The sequence below is a fragment of the Geobacter sp. AOG1 genome, assembly GCF_019972315.1.
Taxonomy (GTDB): domain Bacteria; phylum Desulfobacterota; class Desulfuromonadia; order Geobacterales; family Geobacteraceae; genus Geomobilimonas.
Genome location: NZ_BLIZ01000001.1, coordinates 2,565,883 through 2,585,448, shown reverse-complemented (window position 1 = coordinate 2,585,448; position 19,566 = coordinate 2,565,883). Strand labels below are relative to the sequence as shown.

The window sequence follows — 19,566 nt, the reverse complement described above, 5'->3', positions numbered from 1 at the left end:
TCCCGGGCTCCCATGGAAGCGACTGGCAAGAACATCAATAAGTGGCTCATCACCATTACCGTCATGCTCCCGACCATCATGGAGATCGTGGACACGTCAGTGGCCAATGTCGCCCTTCCCCACATGCAGGGGAGCCTCAATGCCGGCACCGACGAAATCACCTGGGTGCTCACCTCCTATCTGGTGAGTAACGCGGTGGTACTCCCCATGACCGGCTGGCTTTCACGGCTGTTCGGGCGGAAAAGATTCCTCATCACCTGCATCTCGTTGTTCACCGTTGCATCGTTTCTCTGTGGTGCCGCCCCCAACCTTGCCACCCTGATTTTCTTCCGCATTCTCCAGGGCGCCGCCGGTGGCGCCCTTATCCCCAACAGCCAGGCGATTCTCCTCGAAACGTTCCCTCCCCGCGAACGGGGGATGGCCAATGCGATTTTCGGCATTGGCGCCATGTTCGGACCGATAATCGGACCGGCCCTCGGGGGGTGGGTTACGGACAACCTGAACTGGCGCTGGATTTTTTACATCAACATCCCCATCGGTATTATCGCGGTAATCATGGCGTATTACTTCATTTACGACCCATCGTACCTGAAGCGGGGAAAGATGAAGATCGACTATCTGGGTCTCGCATTTCTGACCACGGGGCTGGGTGCACTGCAGGTCGTGCTGGACAAAGGACAGCAGGACGACTGGTTCAATTCGTCGTTCATCGTATTTTTTTCCCTGGTCTCCGCTGTCTCCATCATCATGCTCATCTACGTGGAACTGAAACACGTCAATCCGATCATCAACCTCAGGCTCTTCAAGGATATTTCATTTTCAGCCGGCAACCTCGTCATGTTCATGGTCGGATTCTGCCTCTACAGTTCCATAATGCTCATCCCTCTCTTCCTCCAGACTCTCATGGGCTACGATGCTACCCTGGCCGGAATGGTGCTTGCGCCGGGGGGGATAGCTACGCTCATAACCATGCCGTTTGTGGGAATAATCATTTCCCGTTATGACGGTCGCAAGGTAGTGTTTGCCGGCCTCCTTATCGGCGCGGCATCCATGTTCATCATGCAGCGCTTTACCCTCGAAGCCTCCTACTGGGATTTCGTCTGGCCGCGCGTAGTGCTGGGGGTTGGCCTGGCGATGATTTTCGTTCCCCTGACCACAGTCACCCTCGCCTCCATTTCCCGGGAAGAGATGGGGAATGCAACCGGCATGTTCAACCTGCTGCGCAACATCGGGGGGAGCGTCGGCATCGCCATCGCTGCTACCCTCATCGCACGTTACGGACAGTTTTACCAGAACAGCCTCGTGGCCCGTGTCACCCCCTACGACACTGCTGCCCGGATGAAGCTCGCCACACTGAAACAGGCCGCTATAACTCAGGGCATGGACCTGACGACAGCTGATACGTTCTCACTCGCACTCGTTTACAAAGACGTACAGCGCCAGGCGAGCATTCTTTCCTACAATCGCATATTCTGGATCGTCGGCCTTGCCTTCATCGTCATCATGCCATTTCTTCTGCTTCTGAAGCGGCCGCGACACGACGGTCCCAGGGAGATGCACTGACGGAGAAGAAAAGGCCGCTGAAACTGTCAGCGGCCTTTATCTCTCATGCGGTTATCACGTCATCGGACAATTCGTTCACATCATCCGGCGAGCGCGGGAAATGCTCCTGCAGTGCAGCGCCACATCTCCCCACAACCGCACACAACGCCTCACACGCACGCCCTTCACGCAGACCGGCGGAAAGCTCATGGGCGAGCCCCTGCCACGCCTGGGGGGGAATCCTGCTGTCGATCCCCCGATCGCCGAGAATCCACACCTTTCGCTCCAGCAGGGAGATGAAAATCAGGACGCCGCTGGCGTGTTGGGTCCGGTAGAGACCTTTTTCATAAAAAGCACGCACCGCCCGCTCCCGCACAGCCTGAGCGATGCGTGACCTCTTCAATAATGGCAGTTTCAGGATCGGCACGCGCACGAACAGGGCGCGACAGGGCAGATAGCACAGAAAGACTGCGGGAATGTAAAACCAGATGGTAAGGTGGTGCAACACTATGGCGACCACCATGGCCAGAAGACCGGCAAACAACATCCCTCCCAAGACAATGGCGTCATGGTAGGAGTCGCTTTCGTCGACAACCATGGTGGCTATTTCGCCCGACGTTGACGACTCGGCCGCATGGACTGCCTGACGTATCAACTCCCTCTCATCAGCACTGAAAAAATCTGCTGCGTGTTTCATGTCGAGATGCGCCTCCCCTTCCCGTCACCAGTCGCCTGAAGCCCCACCGCCGCCGAAATCCCCGCCGCCACCGGAAAATCCACCGCCGCCACCCCCACCGAATGAACCTCCTCCGAAACCGCCACCGATGAAAGGTCCGCCATAAAAACCGCCACCGCCGCCTCCCCCGCCGCCAAAGAGAAAGCTCACCAGCAGCCCGATAGCGAAACCGGCAACAACAAGCCCGGCAAGGATGGCCAGAGAGAGGCCGGGCAGTATGAGCCAGGCTACGACAGGGGCTCCGACCGCACCGGCAAGACCACCGAGCAGACGGGAAATGGCCCCAAGGAAAATGCAGACGACCAGCAGGAATATCGCCAGGGAAAAGACCGGCGGCGCACTTTTCCCGGCATGGCGCAGGTCAATGTTCTTTCCTTGGTATTCTCCCTTTGCCACATCCATGATTGCGGTAACTCCCGCTTGCACGCCTCCGTCAAAGTCACCCGCCTTGAACCGGGGACCGATGTCGTTGCGGATGATCCGTCCCGCCACAAGGTCAGTCAGCTTTCCCTCCAAACCTCTTCCTACTTCGATTCTGATCTTTCGTTCCTGTGCGGCGACCAGGAGAATGGCCCCGTTGTCCAGCCCCTTCTGTCCGATTTTCCACGACTCTGCTACCCTAATGGAATACGCCTCGATATTTTCACCGGCCAGCGTTGGAACGGTCAGGACAACAATCTGGGTTGAATCACTCTGCTCGAATTCTGCGAGTCGGCGCTCCAGTTGCTGAACAACAGCCGGTGAAAGCATACCGGCGTAGTCGTTGACATGACCGCGCAACGCCGGCACGTCCAGGGAGTACGCGGACCCCGTCAACAACAGCAGTAAGATGAGCGAGAGTAATCTGGTCATTGCCGTGACTAGAACTTCACTTTCGGTGCGACTTTTGCCCCCTCTTCCGCCTTGAACGGCTCCTTGCGGGTGAGATGCAGCAGGACCGAATTGGTGACGGAATTGGGGAAGGTGCGGATACTCGTATTGAACTCCTGGACCGACTTGTTATACCGGACCCGGGCCACGTTGATCCGGTTTTCGGTCCCCTCCAACTGGTTCTGCAGATCGAGGAAATTCTGATTGGCCTTCAGGTCGGGATAACGCTCCACCACTACCATCAGGCGGGACAATGCACCGGAAAGCTCTCCCTGGGCCTGCTGGAACTTGGCAAACGCCTGGGGGTCGTTCACGAGTTGCTTGGAGGCCTGCAGGGAGCCAACTTTGGCACGCGCCTCGGTCACCGCCGTCAGGGTCTCTGCTTCATGTTTGGCATACCCTTTCACCACCTCAACCAGATTGGGGATGAGATCGGCACGCCGCTGGTAGCTTGCTTCCACGTCACCCCATGCGGCAGTCACCGCTTCCTCGTTGGCCTGCATGGTATTGTAACCGCATCCGGAAAGGGCCATCACCGCGCAGATCATCAGTGCCGCCAGAACTGTCGTTTTCATACTTCCTCCTGTGAAGAGCTGTTTTCTGAAAGATAATCACGCTCCGGGAGGTTGTCACCATCCCGGTATCTGATTTTCAGCACAATAAGGATGCCATAGCAGAGAAGGGAGAAGAGGTTTGCGGTTATGAGGGGGACATCCTTCAGCAGGATACCATAAACAAGCCACAATGCCATCCCTGCCGTCAGGAGAATCGGCTGCCAGATGGATATGTCTCGCGCATGCCGTGTCCGGTAGGTTCTCACCACCTGGGGCACCGCTGCGAAACTGGTAACCGCCCCCGCGATCAATCCGAGCCAGGTGACTGTCATCGCCCCTTTTTCCCTTCGTAGGCCGTAGTGGCCCAGTCAACCTGAGATACCATCCCTCGCAGGATGGCTACTTCACGGTCATCCAGTTCAGCCCGGGAGAAGATCCGCCGCAGAGAACGCATGAGGTGGGCAGGGTTCTGGGGATTGAGGAAACCGATTCTGAGCAGCGAACTCTCCATCTGCCGATAAAGTTCTTCAGTCGTATTGGTCGAGGCAAGCTGCCGTTCCACAACAGCGGGAGCAGCTTCACCCGCTTTGAAAAGTTCATAGCAAAAGATCAGCACCGACTGTGCCAGGTTGAGCGAACCGTAATCGGGGCTCGTCGGAATGGTAGCATGCCAGCGGCACATGGTAAGCTCTTCTGTGGTCAGGCCACTGTCTTCCCTTCCGAAAACAAGCGCTGCACGGTTATGCGTCACCTGGCCAAGAACGATTGTCGCCATTTCCTGGGGGGAGAATATCTCTTGACGATATTTGCCATGGCGTCGCGTGGTTCCAACGGTTATTTCGCAGTCGGCAAGAGCATCCGCAAGGTTTTCGTACACCTTGGCCCGGTCCAACAGGTCGCGGGCTGAAACGGCAAATTTGTGTGCCTCCGGATGATCCAGCGCACACGGATTGACGAGACGGAGTTGCATCAGCCCCATATTTTTCATGGCCCTGCAGACCATTCCCACGTTGCCCGGACTCTGCGGTTCGACCAAAACGATTGCGACCTTGTCGCGTAATTCTTCTCGCGTCACCTAGTGCTCCCCGATCGAGATTTCATTCTGCGTAACCGCTTGCGTGCCCGCCGTCTACGCCACCGTGCATGGATTAAATGGGAGAGCCACATGCAGCCGATCAGACTTATCAGAATCAGCATGAGATAGGGCTCGTAACGACTCACGTCCTCCACGAAAAGCGAGGCGCTCTTCCCGAAGAGAAAACCGGCAAGGGAAAAGATGATTGACCAGCACAGAGCACTGAGGAGATTCAAACCGCAGAATTTTGCTGCCCCGAGGTTGGTCATCCCCAGTATAACAGGGAGAATTATCCGGAATCCGTAAGTAAAGCGGGATATAAACGCAACAAAAGTGCCATATTTTTCGATCAATTTGAGCGCTTTATGGAATTTTTTTGCAATGGAGGTAAAGACTTTCAAGAGGCGTCGCCCCTGCCAGCGCCCGAGATAGAAGTAAAATTGGTCTCCGCAGAATGAACCTGCCAGGGCGGTCACGATCACGCCAAAGATGTTGAGATACCCCTGGAATGCGAGAAAACCGGCCAGAATAAGCCCTGCCTCCCCCTCGAGAAACGTCCAGAGGAAAAGGACCCAGTAGCCGTGCAATTCAAGATAGTCTCTGAGAAACTGCTGCAATGTTCCCCCGAAGCTGTTGAGATACCTAATGTAGAGAGCGGCAGTTGCCGCGTTGTGGATTAATCCGAACGCAGGTACGTTACACTGGTTAGTAATACCACATTTACGAGCAGTTACGAACGTATAAAAAAAGCCCGACATCATGGATGCCGGGCTTCATGTACAGGGCAGTCAATCTTACTTTTTCGCGGCAAGTGCCTTTTCGTACCCCATGTTGAACGCCTTCTTGTTCAACTCGAGGAAAGCCTCCGGCACGCGAGAGAGAACGGCCTTCTCGGCACTCTCTTTGGAAACCGCGCCGGTAAGGGCAACCATCGCTCCCAGGGCAACGATGTTGGCAACAATCTCGCGGCCCACTTCGTTCTTTGCCGTGTTGATGATCGGAAAGGAAACAACCTGGAAATTGCCTGCAGGCTGCCTCTTGACCAGGTCGGAGTCGATCAGCAGAACGCCCCCTTCCTTGAGGTCATGGGAATACTTGTCACAGGACTCCTGGGTGAGAGCCAGGAGGGCATCCACCACAGTAGCTTTGGGATAGTCGATGGGGCCATCGGAAATAACAACTTCCGACTTGGAGGCGCCACCACGGGCCTCCGGGCCATAACTCTGGGACTGAACGGCCTGCTTGCCGTCAAAGATCGAGGCAGCCTCCGCCATGATCACACCGGCCAGGATCAACCCCTGCCCGCCAGCCCCGGAAAATCTGATCTCATAACGTCCAGACATCTGTCATTCTCCTTTACGTGTGATTACTTCGCGGCCTTGGCGCGCTCGATGACTTTGGCATACTCTGTGGTATATTCCGGTTTTTCCTCTTTATAGAGGACACCGGTAAGAATCTTACCTTGGAGTTGCTCGGGGCTCATCTTTTCGGCAGCTTTGACCGGTACGGCAATGTCCTTGAGAACATTCATCATCTCTATAACCGACCGGAACTTGTTGCGGCGGCCATAGGTGGTCGGGCAGTCATCAAGAATCTCCACGACGGAGAAGCCCTTGTGCTGAATCGCTTCGGCTATCAGCTTATCGATCTGATTGGCGTGGTAGGCAGTACCACGTGCTACGAACGTGGCACCAGCACCGATAGCAAGCTTGGCTATGTCAAATGCGGGGTCCGGGTTGCCGTAGGGGGTGGTAGAAGCTTTGGCACCTGTCGGAGTTGCAGGAGAAAACTGGCCGCCGGTCATGCCGTATATCTTGTTGTTCATGATAATATACGTCATGTTGATGTTGCGCCGACAGGCATGGATGAAGTGGTTGCCGCCAATTGCCGTACCGTCGCCATCTCCCCCGACAAGAATAACGTCCATCTCGGGTTTTGCCATCTTGACACCAGTCGCGAAGGCTGCTGCCCGTCCATGGGCAGTATGAAGGGTACAGCAATCAATATAGCCCGGGAGACGTGAGGCACAACCGATGCCGGAAACAATGGCGGTATTCTTCTTATCAAGGCCGACTGCGTCAATGGCGCGAATCAGCCCTTTCATGACAATCCCGTGACCGCAACCGGGGCACCAGATATGGGGCAGTTTGCCGGGGCGGATGTACTTATCGTAATCAAAAGCCATGGTTACTTGACCTCCTTCATCTTGTCTACGATCTGACCCGGATTGATCGGCTCACCGTCAACCCGGAAAATACCAAGTACCGGCGCATTCCCTTCAATGCACCCCTTGACGACACCATGGCACATGCCGAGGTTCATTTCGGGCGTGATGAATGCCTTAACTTTTTTGGATATCTGAAGGAGACGATCCTCGGGGAACGGCCAGAAGGTCTGAAGACGGAAGAGACCAGCCTTGATACCGTTCTTGCGTGCTTCATTGACGGCAAAGCGAGCTGAACGGGAAGTCGAACCGTAGGCGACCACAACGATGTCAGCATCATCAACCAGATACTCTTCCCACTTCATGATATCGGCTTTATTGGCCTCTACCTTGCGAACCTGACGCTCTTCCTCTGCCTGTACTATCTCGGCTTTGGTAGTCGGGAAGCCGTCCTGCATCTTGTTAAGACCGGTTACATGGAATTTGTAGCCGGAACCGAAAGCAGCCAGCGGAGGCACATCACCGAAGCTGGTATCGTAGGGTTTGTACTGCTCGGGGGGAACGGACGGCGCCGTACGGTCGACAACTTCCAGCTCGCCCTTTTCGGGGAAGACAATACGCTCACGCATGTGAGCAACGATTTCGTCTGGCATGACCATGACCGGCGTGCGGTATTTCTCGGCCAGATTGAACGCACGAACTGTTTCTTCGTAGGTCTCCTGTACCGATGCAGGAACAAGCAAGATAGCCGGATGGTCACCGTGGGTTCCCCACTTGGCGCACATGACGTCCGACTGGCTGGGTCCGGTCGGCATGCCGGTGGATGGGCCGCCCCGCATGACGTTATAGATAACGCAGGGTACCTCGGCAATGCAAGCATAGCCGATGTTTTCCTGCTTGAGGGAAAGCCCGGGGCCCGAGGTCGAGGTCAGCGCCTTTACACCGGTCAGCGAGGCTCCGATAAGCGCAGCCATGGCACCAATCTCATCTTCCATCTGGATGAATTTCCCGCCGATTTTGGGAAGTTCTGCAGACATTACCTCCGCAACCTCGGTGGAAGGGGTAATCGGGTAACCGGCGAAGAACGTGCAGCCGGCATAGAGTGCACCTTGGGCCGCAGCTTCATTACCCTGCAAAAAAGCAACTTTCTTTGCCACTTTAAATACCTCCTGTCAAAATGTTAAGGTGTTACCTTGATAGCAAAATCGGGGCACCGTAGCTCGCACTGCATGCACTTGATACAGGCCTCCAGGTTTTTTACCGCCGCAACGAAGCCTTGCATTTCCAGAACTTTTGTTGGGCAGAATTCCACACAGATGTGGCATCCCTTACAATACTTCTCGATAATCTCGATCGTTGGAAGCTTCTTTTCCATCTACTTACGCTCCTTATCTGGAATAAAGCCGTTAGGCCGACAAACGGACAGAATCTACCACAAATTGTATACGATTACAATAACTGGTTTTACTGCCAAGCCACTACTCGAAATATTCACTCCATAAGACAAAAGAAGGGCACGTGCCCTTCTTTTGTCTTAACAGACAAACTGTGGGAGCAGGAAGCTATTTCATGCTGCCTACGAGTTCCTTAACAGCTGCAACGGACTTATCCATCATGGCCTGCTCTTCGGCATCTAGTTTGAACTCGATAATATTTTCAATTCCCTTTTCACCGAGAACGCAGGGAACGCCAACATAGTAACCGTTCACGCCGAATTCACCCTGCAGGTATGCACAGGTAGGCAGCACGCGCTTCTGGTCCCTAAGGATTGCTTCGGCCATGGCAATGGCACTGGAAGCAGGAGAATAGAATGCAGACCCCGTCTTGAGGAGGGCGACTACTTCCCCGCCTGCGCCACGGGTGCGCTTGACCATTGCTTCCATGACTTCTTTCGCTTTGGCCTTATCCTTGTATTTATTTTCAAGCAATTCCATGACCGGAATACCGCACACGCTGGTGTAGCGTACCAGCGGAACCATATCGTCACCGTGACCACCAAGGGTCATGGCGGTGACGTCTTTCACGGAAACACCCAGTTCCCACGCGATAAAGGCGGCAAAACGTGATGAATCTAGCACACCGGCCTGTCCCATGACACGGTTGTAGGGGAAACCGGTAATCTGCTGACAGAGAGTTACCATGGCGTCGAGCGGATTGGAAATTACGATGACAAAGGAATTAGGAGCGTGCTGCTTGATACCTTTGGCAACTTCGGTCATGATCTTGGAGTTAGTGGCGATGAGATCGTCGCGACTCATGCCCGGTTTGCGGGGAAGACCTGCCGTCACAATGACGACGTCCGAACCTTCGATATCTTTGTAGTCGTTGGTCCCCTTCAGGTTGATGTCAAAACCGTCGACAGGACCTACCTCGGCGATATCAAGCATTTTCCCCTGGGGCAACCCTTCCACGATGTCGAACATTACAACATCGCCAAGCTCACGCAGTGCGCAGAGTTGAGCAAGAACACCACCGATTTGACCACCACCGATTAATGCAATCTTCTTTCTCGCCATTTTCTCTCTCCTTGTCTGTATTTTGTTCTACTTCCTGCTCTCATGGTTTATGCAATAGCGTCAATAATTGCATTCAAGGTTGCGCTAGGACGCATAGCTTTTTCCGTCTTGACCGGGTCCGGCATATAGTAACCGCCGATATCCTGAGGTTTCCCCTGGGCACCGATCAACTCCTCGTTGATCTTTGCCTCATTGTCCTGGAGCTGCTTGGCTACCTTGGCGAAACGTGCAGCCAGATCCTTGTCCTTGGTCTGGGCAGCAAGAGCCTCTGCCCAGTACATGGCCAGATAGAAGTGGCTGCCCCGGTTGTCGATCTGCCCAACTTTACGGGCCGGGTTCTTGTTTTGATCCAGGAATTTGGTATTGGCCTGGTCAAGGGTATCAGCCAAGAGTTGCGCTTGTTCGTTCTTGAAAGTAGCTGCCAGGTGTTCGAGAGAAACGGCAAGGGCCAGGAACTCACCGAGGGAATCCCAGCGCAGATACCCTTCCTGGACAAACTGCTGAACATGCTTCGGGGCAGAGCCGCCTGCGCCCGTCTCGAACAGACCACCGCCAGCCAGAAGCGGCACGATGGAGAGCATTTTTGCGCTGGTACCCAGCTCAAGGATCGGGAACAGGTCGGTCAGGTAATCCCTCAGTGCATTGCCGGTCACGGAAATGGTATCCAGCCCATCTTTTGCCCGTTGACAGCTTAACAGCATCGCATCGACGGGAGCCATGATGCGAATATCCAGGCCATTGGTATCATGGTCTTTCAGGTACTTGTTAACTTTTTCGATCATCTGGGCATCGTGGGCCCGGTTCTTGTCCAACCAGAATATGGCCGGTGCCCCGGTTGCACGTGCTCTACGTACCGCCAGTTTGACCCAGTCCTGGATCGGCAGGTCTTTTGCCTGGCAGCCGCGCCAGATATCGCCTTCTTCTACGACGTGCTGGAACAGCACCTCTCCCGACTCGGTGACAACGCGCACAGTACCGTTACCAGGAACCTTGAAGGTCTTGTCGTGTGAGCCGTACTCCTCTGCTTTTTGCGCCATCAAACCTACGTTGGAAACGCATCCCATTGTTGTAGGATCGAATTGGCCGTTTTTCTTGCAGAAATCTATACAGACCTGATACCACTCCGAATAACAAGTGTCAGGTATCACGCACTTTACATCGTGAAGCTTGCCGTCAGGACCCCACATACCGCCGGAGTCGCGGATAACAACGGGCATGGATGCATCGATGATGATGTCATTGCTGGCATGCAGGTTAGTGATCCCTTTATCCGAATCGACCATAGCCAGTGCCGGCCTCTTCGTGTAGACCGCCTGGATATCGGCTTCAATTTCGGCCCTTTTTGCTTCCGGCAGTTTCTGAAGCTTCAGGTAAAGATCGCCCAGGCCGAGATCCGGATTGACGCCCAACTCTTTGAAGGTGGCGACATGCTTTTCAAAAACATCCTTAAAGAAGACGGAAACAAAATGTCCAAACATGATGGGATCGGAAATCTTCATCATGGTGGCCTTGAGGTGTACGGAGAACAACACCCCCTTCGCTTTGGCGTCCTCAATCTGCTCCTCGATGAATTTACGCAGAGCGCGAACATTCATGAAGGTTCCGTCAAGCACCTCGCCTGCCTGAAGGGACAATTTCTCTTTCAGGACCGTAACCTTCCCGGCTTGGTCAACAAACTCGATCTTTACGTTGCCGGCCTGCTTCATCGTGGTGGATTTTTCACTGTGGTAGAAATCACCTGCCGTCATGTGCGATACATGGGTCTTTGAGTCCGGACTCCAAGCACCCATCTTGTGCGGATGCTTTTTAGCGTATTCTTTTACCGCACGAGCCGACCTTCTGTCGGAGTTACCCTCTCTCAAAACAGGGTTCACGGCGCTCCCCAGGCATTTGGCATAACGAGCATTGAGCTCTTTCTCGGCGTCGGTCTTCGGCTCTTCGGGATAGTCAGGGAGTTTATAGCCCTTCTCCTGCAGTTCCTTGATTGCAGCCTTCAACTGGGGAATTGAGGCACTGACGTTGGGAAGCTTGATAATATTGGCCTCTGGCTTCTGGGTAAGTTCACCAAGTTCGGCCAGATAATCCGGCATTCTCTGACTCTCCGTCAGATAATCGGGAAAATTTGCGATAATTCTACCCGCCACAGAGATATCCCGTGTTTCCACGACAACCCCAGCCGCCTTTGTGAAGGCATTGACGATAGGGAGCAGAGAGTAGGTTGCCAGTGCAGGGGCTTCATCGATTTTTGACCAGATAATCTTTTGTGTCGTCATGTTTTCTCCTTAGTTTTTATGCCGGTGTAGTCCGAGGCTTAGTGAAAGGGACCTGTATTTTGCCCTTTTTCCCATCACAGTCAGTGCACCTGTCGGTATTTTCCATATACACACCTTGTTACGTTGCGCATCTATGACAGCTACATACAAAGCATAAAATGCGCGCCTGAATAAACGGGAATCATGGCGAATTTTGCAAGGTGGGAATTTTGTATACAGTATACAAAACAGGGTGGACTGTCAAGGAAAATAAGTGAGAATATTTTATTATTTCAACGCGGTAAGGTCATTATTAGGAAGATAAGGATACATCATGCGACACTGGAAGGGTTGCTAGTGAAGCGGTTTGTCTTGGGCGTAACGGCGTGCTTCCTGGATATCCTCACGCGTCGCATTTCGTGGGATACGCAATACCTGTCCGGGCCAGATATGGCGGGGATCGCTAATCTGGTCACGGTTTGCCCTGTAGATAATTGGCCAGAGATTTGCCTCGTTATAGACATCCTGTTGTGAGGCTATTTGCGGAAGCGATTCACCCCGTTTTACCGTATGATAACTAGGCAAAGGCTTTTCCCGTTGCTGCCTAACTTTTTCGGCTTTTTTTCGTGCAGCTTCTGCTTCCATAGCTGCAGCTTCCGCAGCTGCACGAGCCTTTGCCAACTTGAGCTGTTCGGCAAGGAGGGCCGTCTTTCGTTCCTGTTCCCGCATTTCTGCCTCGACCCGCAACCGTGCTGCATCAGCACGCCGTTTCTGATCGGCGACAAATTCCTTTTCGAGCAGATTCCCCCTATTCAGCACAAGGAGGTAAAAGCGCTCTGCATCACCGGTATCACCGGCTCTCGCAGACGCGTCACCCTTAATCATGGCATCTTCCAAATCCTTATATTCGGCGGGGAAAACCCTGTCGGTGCCGTTCAGTCTGACCCGGTCAAACACCAGGAGTGCCTCCTGGCGCCATCGGGGAACTGCAGGTGTGCAAGCGGCAACGAGCAGCACGAGAGCAACGATGAGTGTGAATTTTCTGCTCATCCCTTCCTCACATGCATGGTTACTTCGCAGCCAATCTGAGCCCCAACTCCTTCAGTTGCCTGGCATCAACAGGTGAAGGCGCATCCGACATGAGGCAGGCACCCTTCTGTGTTTTCGGGAATGCAATCACGTCTCGAATGGAGTCGCTGCCGGTAAGCAGCATAATAAGCCTGTCCATGCCAAAGGCAATCCCACCGTGTGGAGGTGTGCCATACTCCAGTGCATCCAGCAGGAATCCGAATTTAGAATGTGCATCCTCTTCGGAAAGTCCAAGCATCTTGAACATGAGTGACTGGATTTTTTCCTGATGAATCCTGATGCTGCCGCCACCGATTTCATTGCCGTTCAGCACTAAGTCATAGGCCTTGGCACGACAGCGACCCGGGTCGGATTCAACATATTCCAGGTCTTCGTCCATGGGGGCGGTAAAAGGGTGATGCACCGCCGCCCAGCGTTTGTCTTCCTCATCCCATTCCAGGAGGGGGAAATCCGTAATCCAGACGAAATTGAAGACGTTCTTATCCAGAAGACCCAGCAAGTTTGCAAGGTGATTCCGCAGTTTGCCGAGAGAATCGTTGACAACTTTGGGCTTATCAGCCACGAACAGGAGAAGGTCTCCTTCTTCCGCGGCAAAAATCTTGTCCATTGCGGCAATTTCCTCGGGAGTAAAGAATTTTGCGATGGGGGACTGCCAACCTTCCGCCGTCACCTTGACGTAGGCGAGCCCTTTGGCACCGTAGATCTTCGCAAATTCGGTGAGTTCATCAATCTCCTTACGGGACATGCCACCGCACCCCTTGGCGTTGAGACCTTTGACGATCCCGCCCCCAGCCACTACGTCCGCAAAAACTTTGAAACCCGCTCCCTTCACGATATCCGACAACTCAACCAGTTCAAGACCGAACCGCAGGTCGGGATTGTCCACGCCGAACCGGCGAATTGCCTCCGTATAGGTCATGCGCGGAATGGGAAGTGCCACATCCACGTCTTTTGCTGTCTTGAATATGGTAGCGATCAGTCCTTCCATGACCGTAATGATGTCTTCCCGGTCAATGAACGACATTTCGCAGTCAATCTGGGTGAATTCAGGTTGGCGGTCGGCACGCAAGTCCTCATCACGGAAGCAGCGGACAATCTGAAAATAGCGGTCGAAACCGGACACCATGAGTATCTGCTTAAAAAGTTGAGGGGACTGGGGAAGCGCGTAAAACTCACCGTTGCTAATGCGTGAAGGGACGAGGAAGTCGCGGGCTCCCTCCGGTGTGGATTTCGTGAGAAAAGGGGTTTCCAGTTCGTGAAAGCCGTTACCGGTCAGGTAGTGCCGTGTAACCTGGGCAACCTTTGATCTAAGGATGAGATTCTGTTGCAGTGTCGGACGCCTCAAATCGAGGTAGCGATGCTTGAGGCGAAGATTTTCCGCGACGTCCACGTATTCGTCGAGGGTAAAGGGGAGCGCCTTTGAACGGTTGAGGAGTTTGCACTCACTGACGACCACCTCAACCTCGCCGGTTTTCATGTTCGGGTTGACGGTCCCTTCCGGGCGGGCGATCACCTTACCTTTGATAGCCACGACGTATTCATTGCGAAGCGATTCGGCCTTTTTGTGGGCGTCCGCATTCTGGTCCGGATCGAACACCACCTGGGCCAGACCTTCCCGGTCTCGCAGGTCGATGAAAATGAGACCACCATGGTCACGACGACGCATGACCCACCCCATAAGGGTCACTTCCCGACCAACATCCTTGCTCGTCAATGCCCCGCAATAATGGGTTCTTTTCCAATCGCCAAGAAAATCTATCATCAACTCGACCTCCATGTTAGTAAACGAATGGGTGAGTATACTCAAAATAGGTTGATGCTTCAAGAATTAATGGAGCTGGCCATAACGAAAAGAGCCCGCCAGTATTTTTAGCACGCTATTCGTCCCTTTTCCGGCTGAACGGATACTCTCCATCGGCGCTGCCGATACGGTCATTCCGGGTGATGCCCTCGCTGCTCAATTGATTTTAGTTTTCATTTTGCACTATGCTGTAATCAAAGGTAGGAAGGAGGGAATGACAATGGTTGGCGGGTAACGAAGGGGACGAGTAAATAGTTCACGTAACGTATAAAGAGAATATAACGAGATAAACGGGAAGCCCGCTTTTGGCGGGCTTTTCAGTTGTACCACTCCCTTTCCATCGTAAATATGTTGATACCCTGCCGGCGGATCGGGAGGGACCTGCCCCTCCCCTTCCGCCTCGCATCTTGTGAGGGGCGACGTGCCTGGTATAATGGCTCCATGACGATCACCTTTTCATCAGATCCCACGGGTTGGCGAATCCTCGGGTTCGGCAAACACCCGGAAATTGCGACCGCGGTCCAGGAAAAGCTCCGTTCGCTCGGGTTCCAGGCAACCACCTTCGTACTCACGAACGACAACGCCGGGGACGCACGGCTGGTTTCCGAGTTGGAGCGAGCCGAGTACGATGGTGTGGTCATTGGCGGCTACATTAACGGACAGGACGCCGTGAATTTCCCGGCTACGGAAGAAACCACCGCTTGGTTCAACCGTGTCCTCAACATCATTCACGCGAATGCGCCCGGTTCGAAGATTATCCTCGTGCGCGGTCCGGCAGACATTCTGCCGGCGGTTGAACGAGTTCTCGGAAAATGACAAACGTCATAAATATCCTCTGACCGGCCCCGCCATATCAATGCGGTTTCACCCGTTAGTCAGCAAAACACACTTACTGCATTAAATGCATTCAATTAATATTTGTTAAAGTTTCGGAAGGAGATATACTGAATTACCGGAGATACTCCATCAATGCAACAGCCGCATCGAGACATTTTCTAAGGAGGTACCAGAATCATGCAAGAAAAAACAAAAATAGCTCTTGCCGGAGTGCTTCTGTTTGCTTTTGCGGTACTGTCACTCGGTCAACTCTCAGGCTGCGGCGGTGGAGGCGGAGGAATCACGACCGGTACGGCAAGCGGTTCTTCCGTTGCAGCAACTGGAATACTTCAGGTAAGCATTACCGACAGACCTGCCCCCCCGGAATTGGCCAGTATCCACTTAAATATCATTAAAGTCGTGGTTGTCCCTAAAGGCAAGGAAGATTTGGCGGATGACGATCCCGACCTGCCGGTGATTGCTGTCTTCCCAGGAGGTACAGATGTTGACATCCTTAATCTGCATTTCGTGCCGCAGATACTAGGAACTACTGCAATTCCTGCCGGTAGCTACAGCCAGGTCCGCCTTATCCTCGCGTCCAACAGTCCAACCTTAAGCAACTACGTAACTCTGTCGAGCAATCCTGACAAAAAGCGACCACTTAAAACGCCGAGCGCCCAGCAAAGTGGCCTTAAAGTAATCGGCAATTTCACGGTAACGGCAAATAAATATGATCCCCTCATCAATACCATCATCCTCGATTTCGACCCGAATGATGCAATTGTCTTTGCAGGAAAGTCCGATAATATCATCCTAAAACCGACCGGCATCCGCATCACCCAGGTTTTCAATTCCCTGACCAATGCCGGTGCGATTTATGGACTTATCCACACTCCAGTATTCAACCCCCATTCGAGTTCTACCTTCAGATCATGGTCCAGCGCCAAAGTCTCTGTAGTTCAGAACTCAAGCGTTGTTGCCTCTGGGGTTGTTTTCAGTATCTTTAGTAGTCCCAGCGTATGGAAATCGACATTCAACGCATTTTTACCTGCAGGGCCAAATTACAAGGTATTCGTCAATACTTACAGGGACACGAGTTTGAAGATACCCGCGCCGTTCCAGATGTATTCTTCAAGCTTCATCAATGTAACTCAGGGAGTCGATAGCTACGTGGTACAACCGGATGGGATCATTTATCTCAAAGTGCAATAACTGCCCTATTTACAACCGAACTGAAGGGGGTACCACAAGGTGCCCCCTTTTTTGTTACACACAATAAGATGTCAGGCGTACATCTCAGCTATTCTTTCAATTCTCCCAGTTTGTCGGAAGCGCGAAGGTCAAGCCTGACCCAAGCGCTTAGGCGGTGGTTGACGAACTCAGGCGGTGGAACGTCAGTATAACTAAAGTGGACACATTTCCCAATACACCCATAATGGCCTACTCACCTAGTCAAGCAAACAAAACCCCCGTCCGGGCAAGCCCAGAGCGGGGGTTCTCATTACATCAAGCCTTTTAGCCTCTCAGCCTCAAGCCATTCCGCGATTACTTATACTCCGGCATCTCATCGAACTGAAGATATTTGTAAATTGCATCTTTCTTCGGCTCGATCTTTTCTTTATAAGCCTTAAAATACTCGGCAGGCTTGGGCAGTTTGCCCATCAGCGCCGTAACCGCGCCTAATTCTGCGGAACCAAGGTATACCTTGGCCCCGTTACCAATGCGATCGTCGAAATTGCGGGTCGAGGTGGAGAACATGTTGACGCCATCGGGTACACGGGCTTGGTTCCCCATGCAGAGCGAGCAACCGGCGATTTCGATCCGTGCACCGAAAGCGCTGTAGACCGAGAAATACGCCTCGTCCTTGAGCTGGCCCTGGTCCATCCGGGTCGGCGGGCAGATCCAGGTGCGGACGTCGGGGTTGAACTTGCTGCCACGCCAGATCTCGGCAGCGGCACGAAAATGGCCGATGTTGGTCATGCAGGAACCGAGAAATACGTCCTGAATCTTGGTGCCTGCTACTTCGGAGAGCAGCTTGACGTCATCCGGGTCATTCGGACAGGCCAGAATCGGTTCCTTGATGTCCTTGAGGTCGATCTCGATTACCGCCGCATATTCGGCGCTCTTGTCTGCCTTCAGCAGGCTCGGGTTCTTGAGCCACTTTTCGACATCCTTGATGCGTTTTGCCAGGGTTTTCTTGTCCTGATAGCCTTCAGCAATCATCTTCTTCATCAGTGCCACATTGGAGCGCAGGTAAGTGGCAACCGACTTTTCTGATAGCTGAATGCAACCTGCAGCGGCGGAGCGTTCGGCAGCCGCATCGGTCAGTTCGAACGCCTGCTCAACGGTTAACTCGGGCAGTCCTTCCATCTCGAGGATGCGGCCATTGAAGATGTTTACCTTGTTCTTCTTGGGTACGGTGAGCAGGCCCTGCTTGATAGCCCAGTAGGGTATCGCATTGACCGCATCGCGCAGGGTGATACCAGGATTGAACTTGCCTTTGAAGCGCACCAGAACAGATTCTGGCATATCCAGCGGCATGAAGCCCATGGCGCCGGCAAAGGCGACCAAGCCAGACCCGGCCGGGAAGGAAATGCCAATGGGGAAACGGGTATGGGAGTCGCCGCCGGTGCCGACCGTATCGGGCAACAGCAGGCGGTTCAGCCACGAATGAATAACACCGTCGCCAGGACGCAGGGCAACGCCGCCACGCTCAGCGATGAAGCCGGGCAGGTTCTTGTGCATCTTGACGTCAGCCGGCTTGGGATAGGCAGCCGTGTGACAGAAGGACTGCATGAACATCGGGGCCTGGAACTTGAGGCAGGCCAGTTCCTTCAACTCATCAGCGGTCATCGGACCGGTGGTGTCCTGAGAACCGACCGTGGTCATTTTGGGTTCGCAGGCTGTGCCCGGCAGAATACCGCTCACGCCACATGCCGCGCCAACCATTTTCTGGGCCAGGGAAAATCCCTGTTTGGCTTTAGGCTTCGGGTTCACCGGCAAGGTGAATACAGTGGTCGGCTTGAGTCCCAATGCCTTGCGGGCCTTGTCAGTCACGGCGCGACCGATGATCAGAGGGATGCGGCCACCAGCACGGAATTCGTCGGGAACGGTATTGGGGCTGATGGTCAGCTTGGAAAGCACTTTCTTGCCACTTTCATCTGTGATGACACCTTTCTTGGTGTCGATCACGATCACGTCCCCTGTTTTCATGCCGGTCACGTCGGCTTTCAACGGCAGTGCGCCGGAATCCTGGGCGGTGTTGAAGAAGATCGGCGCGATGACACCGCCGATTATCACGCCAGCTGTTTTCTTGTTGGGGACGCAAGGAATATCCTCGCCAATCGCCCAGAGAACGCTGTTACAAGCCGATTTACGGGAGGAGCCGGTACCGACCACGTCGCCCACGAAGGCGACTTGGTAGCCTTCTTTGCGGAACTTGGCAATAGTGGCCAGACCATCCTTGAAGCGTGTCTTGCCCATGGCCAGGGCATGCAGAGGGATGTCGGGGCGACTCCAGGCATCACCGGCCGGAGAAAAATCATCGGTATTGATCTCGCCGTCAACCTTGTAGACCTTGACCTTGATGGTGTCGGGCACCCCTTTACGGTTGGTGAACCAGTCGGCATCGGCCCATGACTTGAGAACCTTGGCAGCAGCGGCATTCTTGGCTTTGGCCAAGGCGGCGACTTCGTCAAAGGCATCGTACACGAGGGTAATACCGCACAGCGCCTTTGCTGCTTCGTCAGCAAGCGCCTTGTCCTTGAGGGCACCAACGAGGGGAGCGACATTGTAGCCACCGATCATGGTGCCAAGCATCTTGATAGCATCCTTGGGAGCGACAAGGGGAGACTTAATCTTACCGGCAACTACGCCGGCCAGAAACTCTGCCTTCACCTTGGCGGCCGGATCGACACCCGGCGAGACCCGATCAGTAAGGAGACCGAGGAGAAACTTCTCTTTCCCCTTGGGTGGCTTCTGCAGAAGTTTGCACAGCTCGGCGGTCTGCTCGGGAGTGAGCGGCAGTGCCGGAATGCCTTGAGACGCCCTTTCTTTCTCGTGCTGCAGATAAGCTTCGATCATGCGATAACCCCTCCTGTTTAGTGGTATGACGTGACTACGAATTTAATCCTTGATAGAGAAACCCATCA

At 53.8% G+C, this 19,566-nt stretch carries 18 protein-coding genes; 3 read left to right on the top strand and 15 right to left on the bottom strand.

The features are described 5' to 3' along the window. Positions 1–12 precede the first annotated feature (12 nt). Positions 13–1,563: a DHA2 family efflux MFS transporter permease subunit gene (locus tag LDN04_RS11750; protein ID WP_223910597.1), complete on the top strand. Its 1,551-nt coding sequence runs from the start codon at positions 13–15 to the stop codon at positions 1,561–1,563. A 43-nt stretch (positions 1,564–1,606) separates the two neighbouring features. On the opposite strand, the gene LDN04_RS11745 is transcribed toward LDN04_RS11750, so the two are convergent. The 14 genes from LDN04_RS11745 to aspS form a co-directional block, all read right to left on the bottom strand. Next, positions 1,607–2,239 (bottom strand): TPM domain-containing protein, encoded by a 633-nt coding sequence (locus tag LDN04_RS11745; RefSeq protein ID WP_223910594.1) that lies wholly within the window; start codon positions 2,237–2,239, stop codon positions 1,607–1,609. 24 nt (positions 2,240–2,263) lie between these two features. Beyond that, positions 2,264–3,130, bottom strand: a complete 867-nt coding sequence (locus LDN04_RS11740) for a YgcG family protein (RefSeq protein ID WP_223910590.1) — start codon at positions 3,128–3,130, stop codon at positions 2,264–2,266. Positions 3,131–3,138: 8 nt separating this feature from the next. Further along, the gene (locus LDN04_RS11735; RefSeq protein ID WP_223910587.1) at positions 3,139–3,723 is read right to left on the bottom strand and encodes a LemA family protein; all 585 of its coding nucleotides are present in this window, start codon (positions 3,721–3,723) and stop codon (positions 3,139–3,141) included. Next, on the bottom strand, positions 3,720–4,034 hold the full coding sequence (locus LDN04_RS11730; RefSeq protein WP_223910584.1) for a SemiSWEET family sugar transporter: 315 nt from the start codon (positions 4,032–4,034) through the stop codon (positions 3,720–3,722). Before LDN04_RS11730 ends, LDN04_RS11735 begins: the two co-directional genes overlap by 4 nt. After that, the gene (locus LDN04_RS11725) at positions 4,031–4,777 is read right to left on the bottom strand and encodes an RNA methyltransferase (protein ID WP_223910580.1); all 747 of its coding nucleotides are present in this window, start codon (positions 4,775–4,777) and stop codon (positions 4,031–4,033) included. Before LDN04_RS11725 ends, LDN04_RS11730 begins: the two co-directional genes overlap by 4 nt. Next, positions 4,774–5,394: a DedA family protein gene (locus LDN04_RS11720; protein WP_223910577.1), complete on the bottom strand. Its 621-nt coding sequence runs from the start codon at positions 5,392–5,394 to the stop codon at positions 4,774–4,776. Before LDN04_RS11720 ends, LDN04_RS11725 begins: the two co-directional genes overlap by 4 nt. Positions 5,395–5,571: 177 nt before the next feature. Further along, positions 5,572–6,120: a 2-oxoacid:acceptor oxidoreductase family protein gene (locus LDN04_RS11715; protein WP_223910574.1), complete on the bottom strand. Its 549-nt coding sequence runs from the start codon at positions 6,118–6,120 to the stop codon at positions 5,572–5,574. A 23-nt stretch (positions 6,121–6,143) separates the two neighbouring features. Then, entirely contained in the window at positions 6,144–6,962 is an 819-nt protein-coding gene (locus LDN04_RS11710; protein ID WP_223910571.1) for a 2-oxoacid:ferredoxin oxidoreductase subunit beta, read from the bottom strand. Between the two features lie 2 nt (positions 6,963–6,964). Then, positions 6,965–8,098, bottom strand: a complete 1,134-nt coding sequence (locus LDN04_RS11705) for a 2-oxoacid:acceptor oxidoreductase subunit alpha (RefSeq protein WP_223910569.1) — start codon at positions 8,096–8,098, stop codon at positions 6,965–6,967. A 23-nt stretch (positions 8,099–8,121) separates the two neighbouring features. Continuing rightward, on the bottom strand, positions 8,122–8,316 hold the full coding sequence (locus tag LDN04_RS11700) for a 4Fe-4S binding protein (RefSeq protein WP_088534432.1): 195 nt from the start codon (positions 8,314–8,316) through the stop codon (positions 8,122–8,124). A 187-nt stretch (positions 8,317–8,503) separates the two neighbouring features. Further along, positions 8,504–9,457, bottom strand: a complete 954-nt coding sequence (gene mdh / locus LDN04_RS11695) for a malate dehydrogenase (protein ID WP_223910566.1) — start codon at positions 9,455–9,457, stop codon at positions 8,504–8,506. Between the two features lie 47 nt (positions 9,458–9,504). Further along, complete coding sequence (locus tag LDN04_RS11690; protein ID WP_223910562.1) at positions 9,505–11,730, bottom strand: NADP-dependent isocitrate dehydrogenase; 2,226 nt, start codon at positions 11,728–11,730, stop codon at positions 9,505–9,507. Between the two features lie 333 nt (positions 11,731–12,063). Further along, entirely contained in the window at positions 12,064–12,666 is a 603-nt protein-coding gene (locus tag LDN04_RS11685; protein WP_223910559.1) for a LysM peptidoglycan-binding domain-containing protein, read from the bottom strand. A 112-nt stretch (positions 12,667–12,778) separates the two neighbouring features. Next, positions 12,779–14,560 (bottom strand): aspartate--tRNA ligase, encoded by a 1,782-nt coding sequence (gene aspS / locus LDN04_RS11680; RefSeq protein ID WP_223910556.1) that lies wholly within the window; start codon positions 14,558–14,560, stop codon positions 12,779–12,781. 480 nt (positions 14,561–15,040) lie between these two features. Here aspS and LDN04_RS11675 point away from each other — a divergent pair, with 480 nt between their 5' ends. Both LDN04_RS11675 and LDN04_RS11670 read left to right on the top strand, forming a co-directional pair. Next, a complete protein-coding gene (locus LDN04_RS11675) occupies positions 15,041–15,415 on the top strand; it encodes a hypothetical protein (RefSeq protein WP_223910553.1) in 375 nt (124 codons plus the stop codon). Positions 15,416–15,613: 198 nt separating this feature from the next. Next, positions 15,614–16,627, top strand: coding sequence for a DUF4382 domain-containing protein (locus LDN04_RS11670; protein WP_223910550.1), 1,014 nt, complete (start codon positions 15,614–15,616; stop codon positions 16,625–16,627). A gap of 333 nt (positions 16,628–16,960) precedes the next feature. On the opposite strand, the gene LDN04_RS11665 is transcribed toward LDN04_RS11670, so the two are convergent. Further along, on the bottom strand, positions 16,961–19,498 hold the full coding sequence (locus tag LDN04_RS11665; RefSeq protein WP_223910547.1) for a bifunctional aconitate hydratase 2/2-methylisocitrate dehydratase: 2,538 nt from the start codon (positions 19,496–19,498) through the stop codon (positions 16,961–16,963). Between the last annotated feature and the right edge of the window lie 68 nt (positions 19,499–19,566).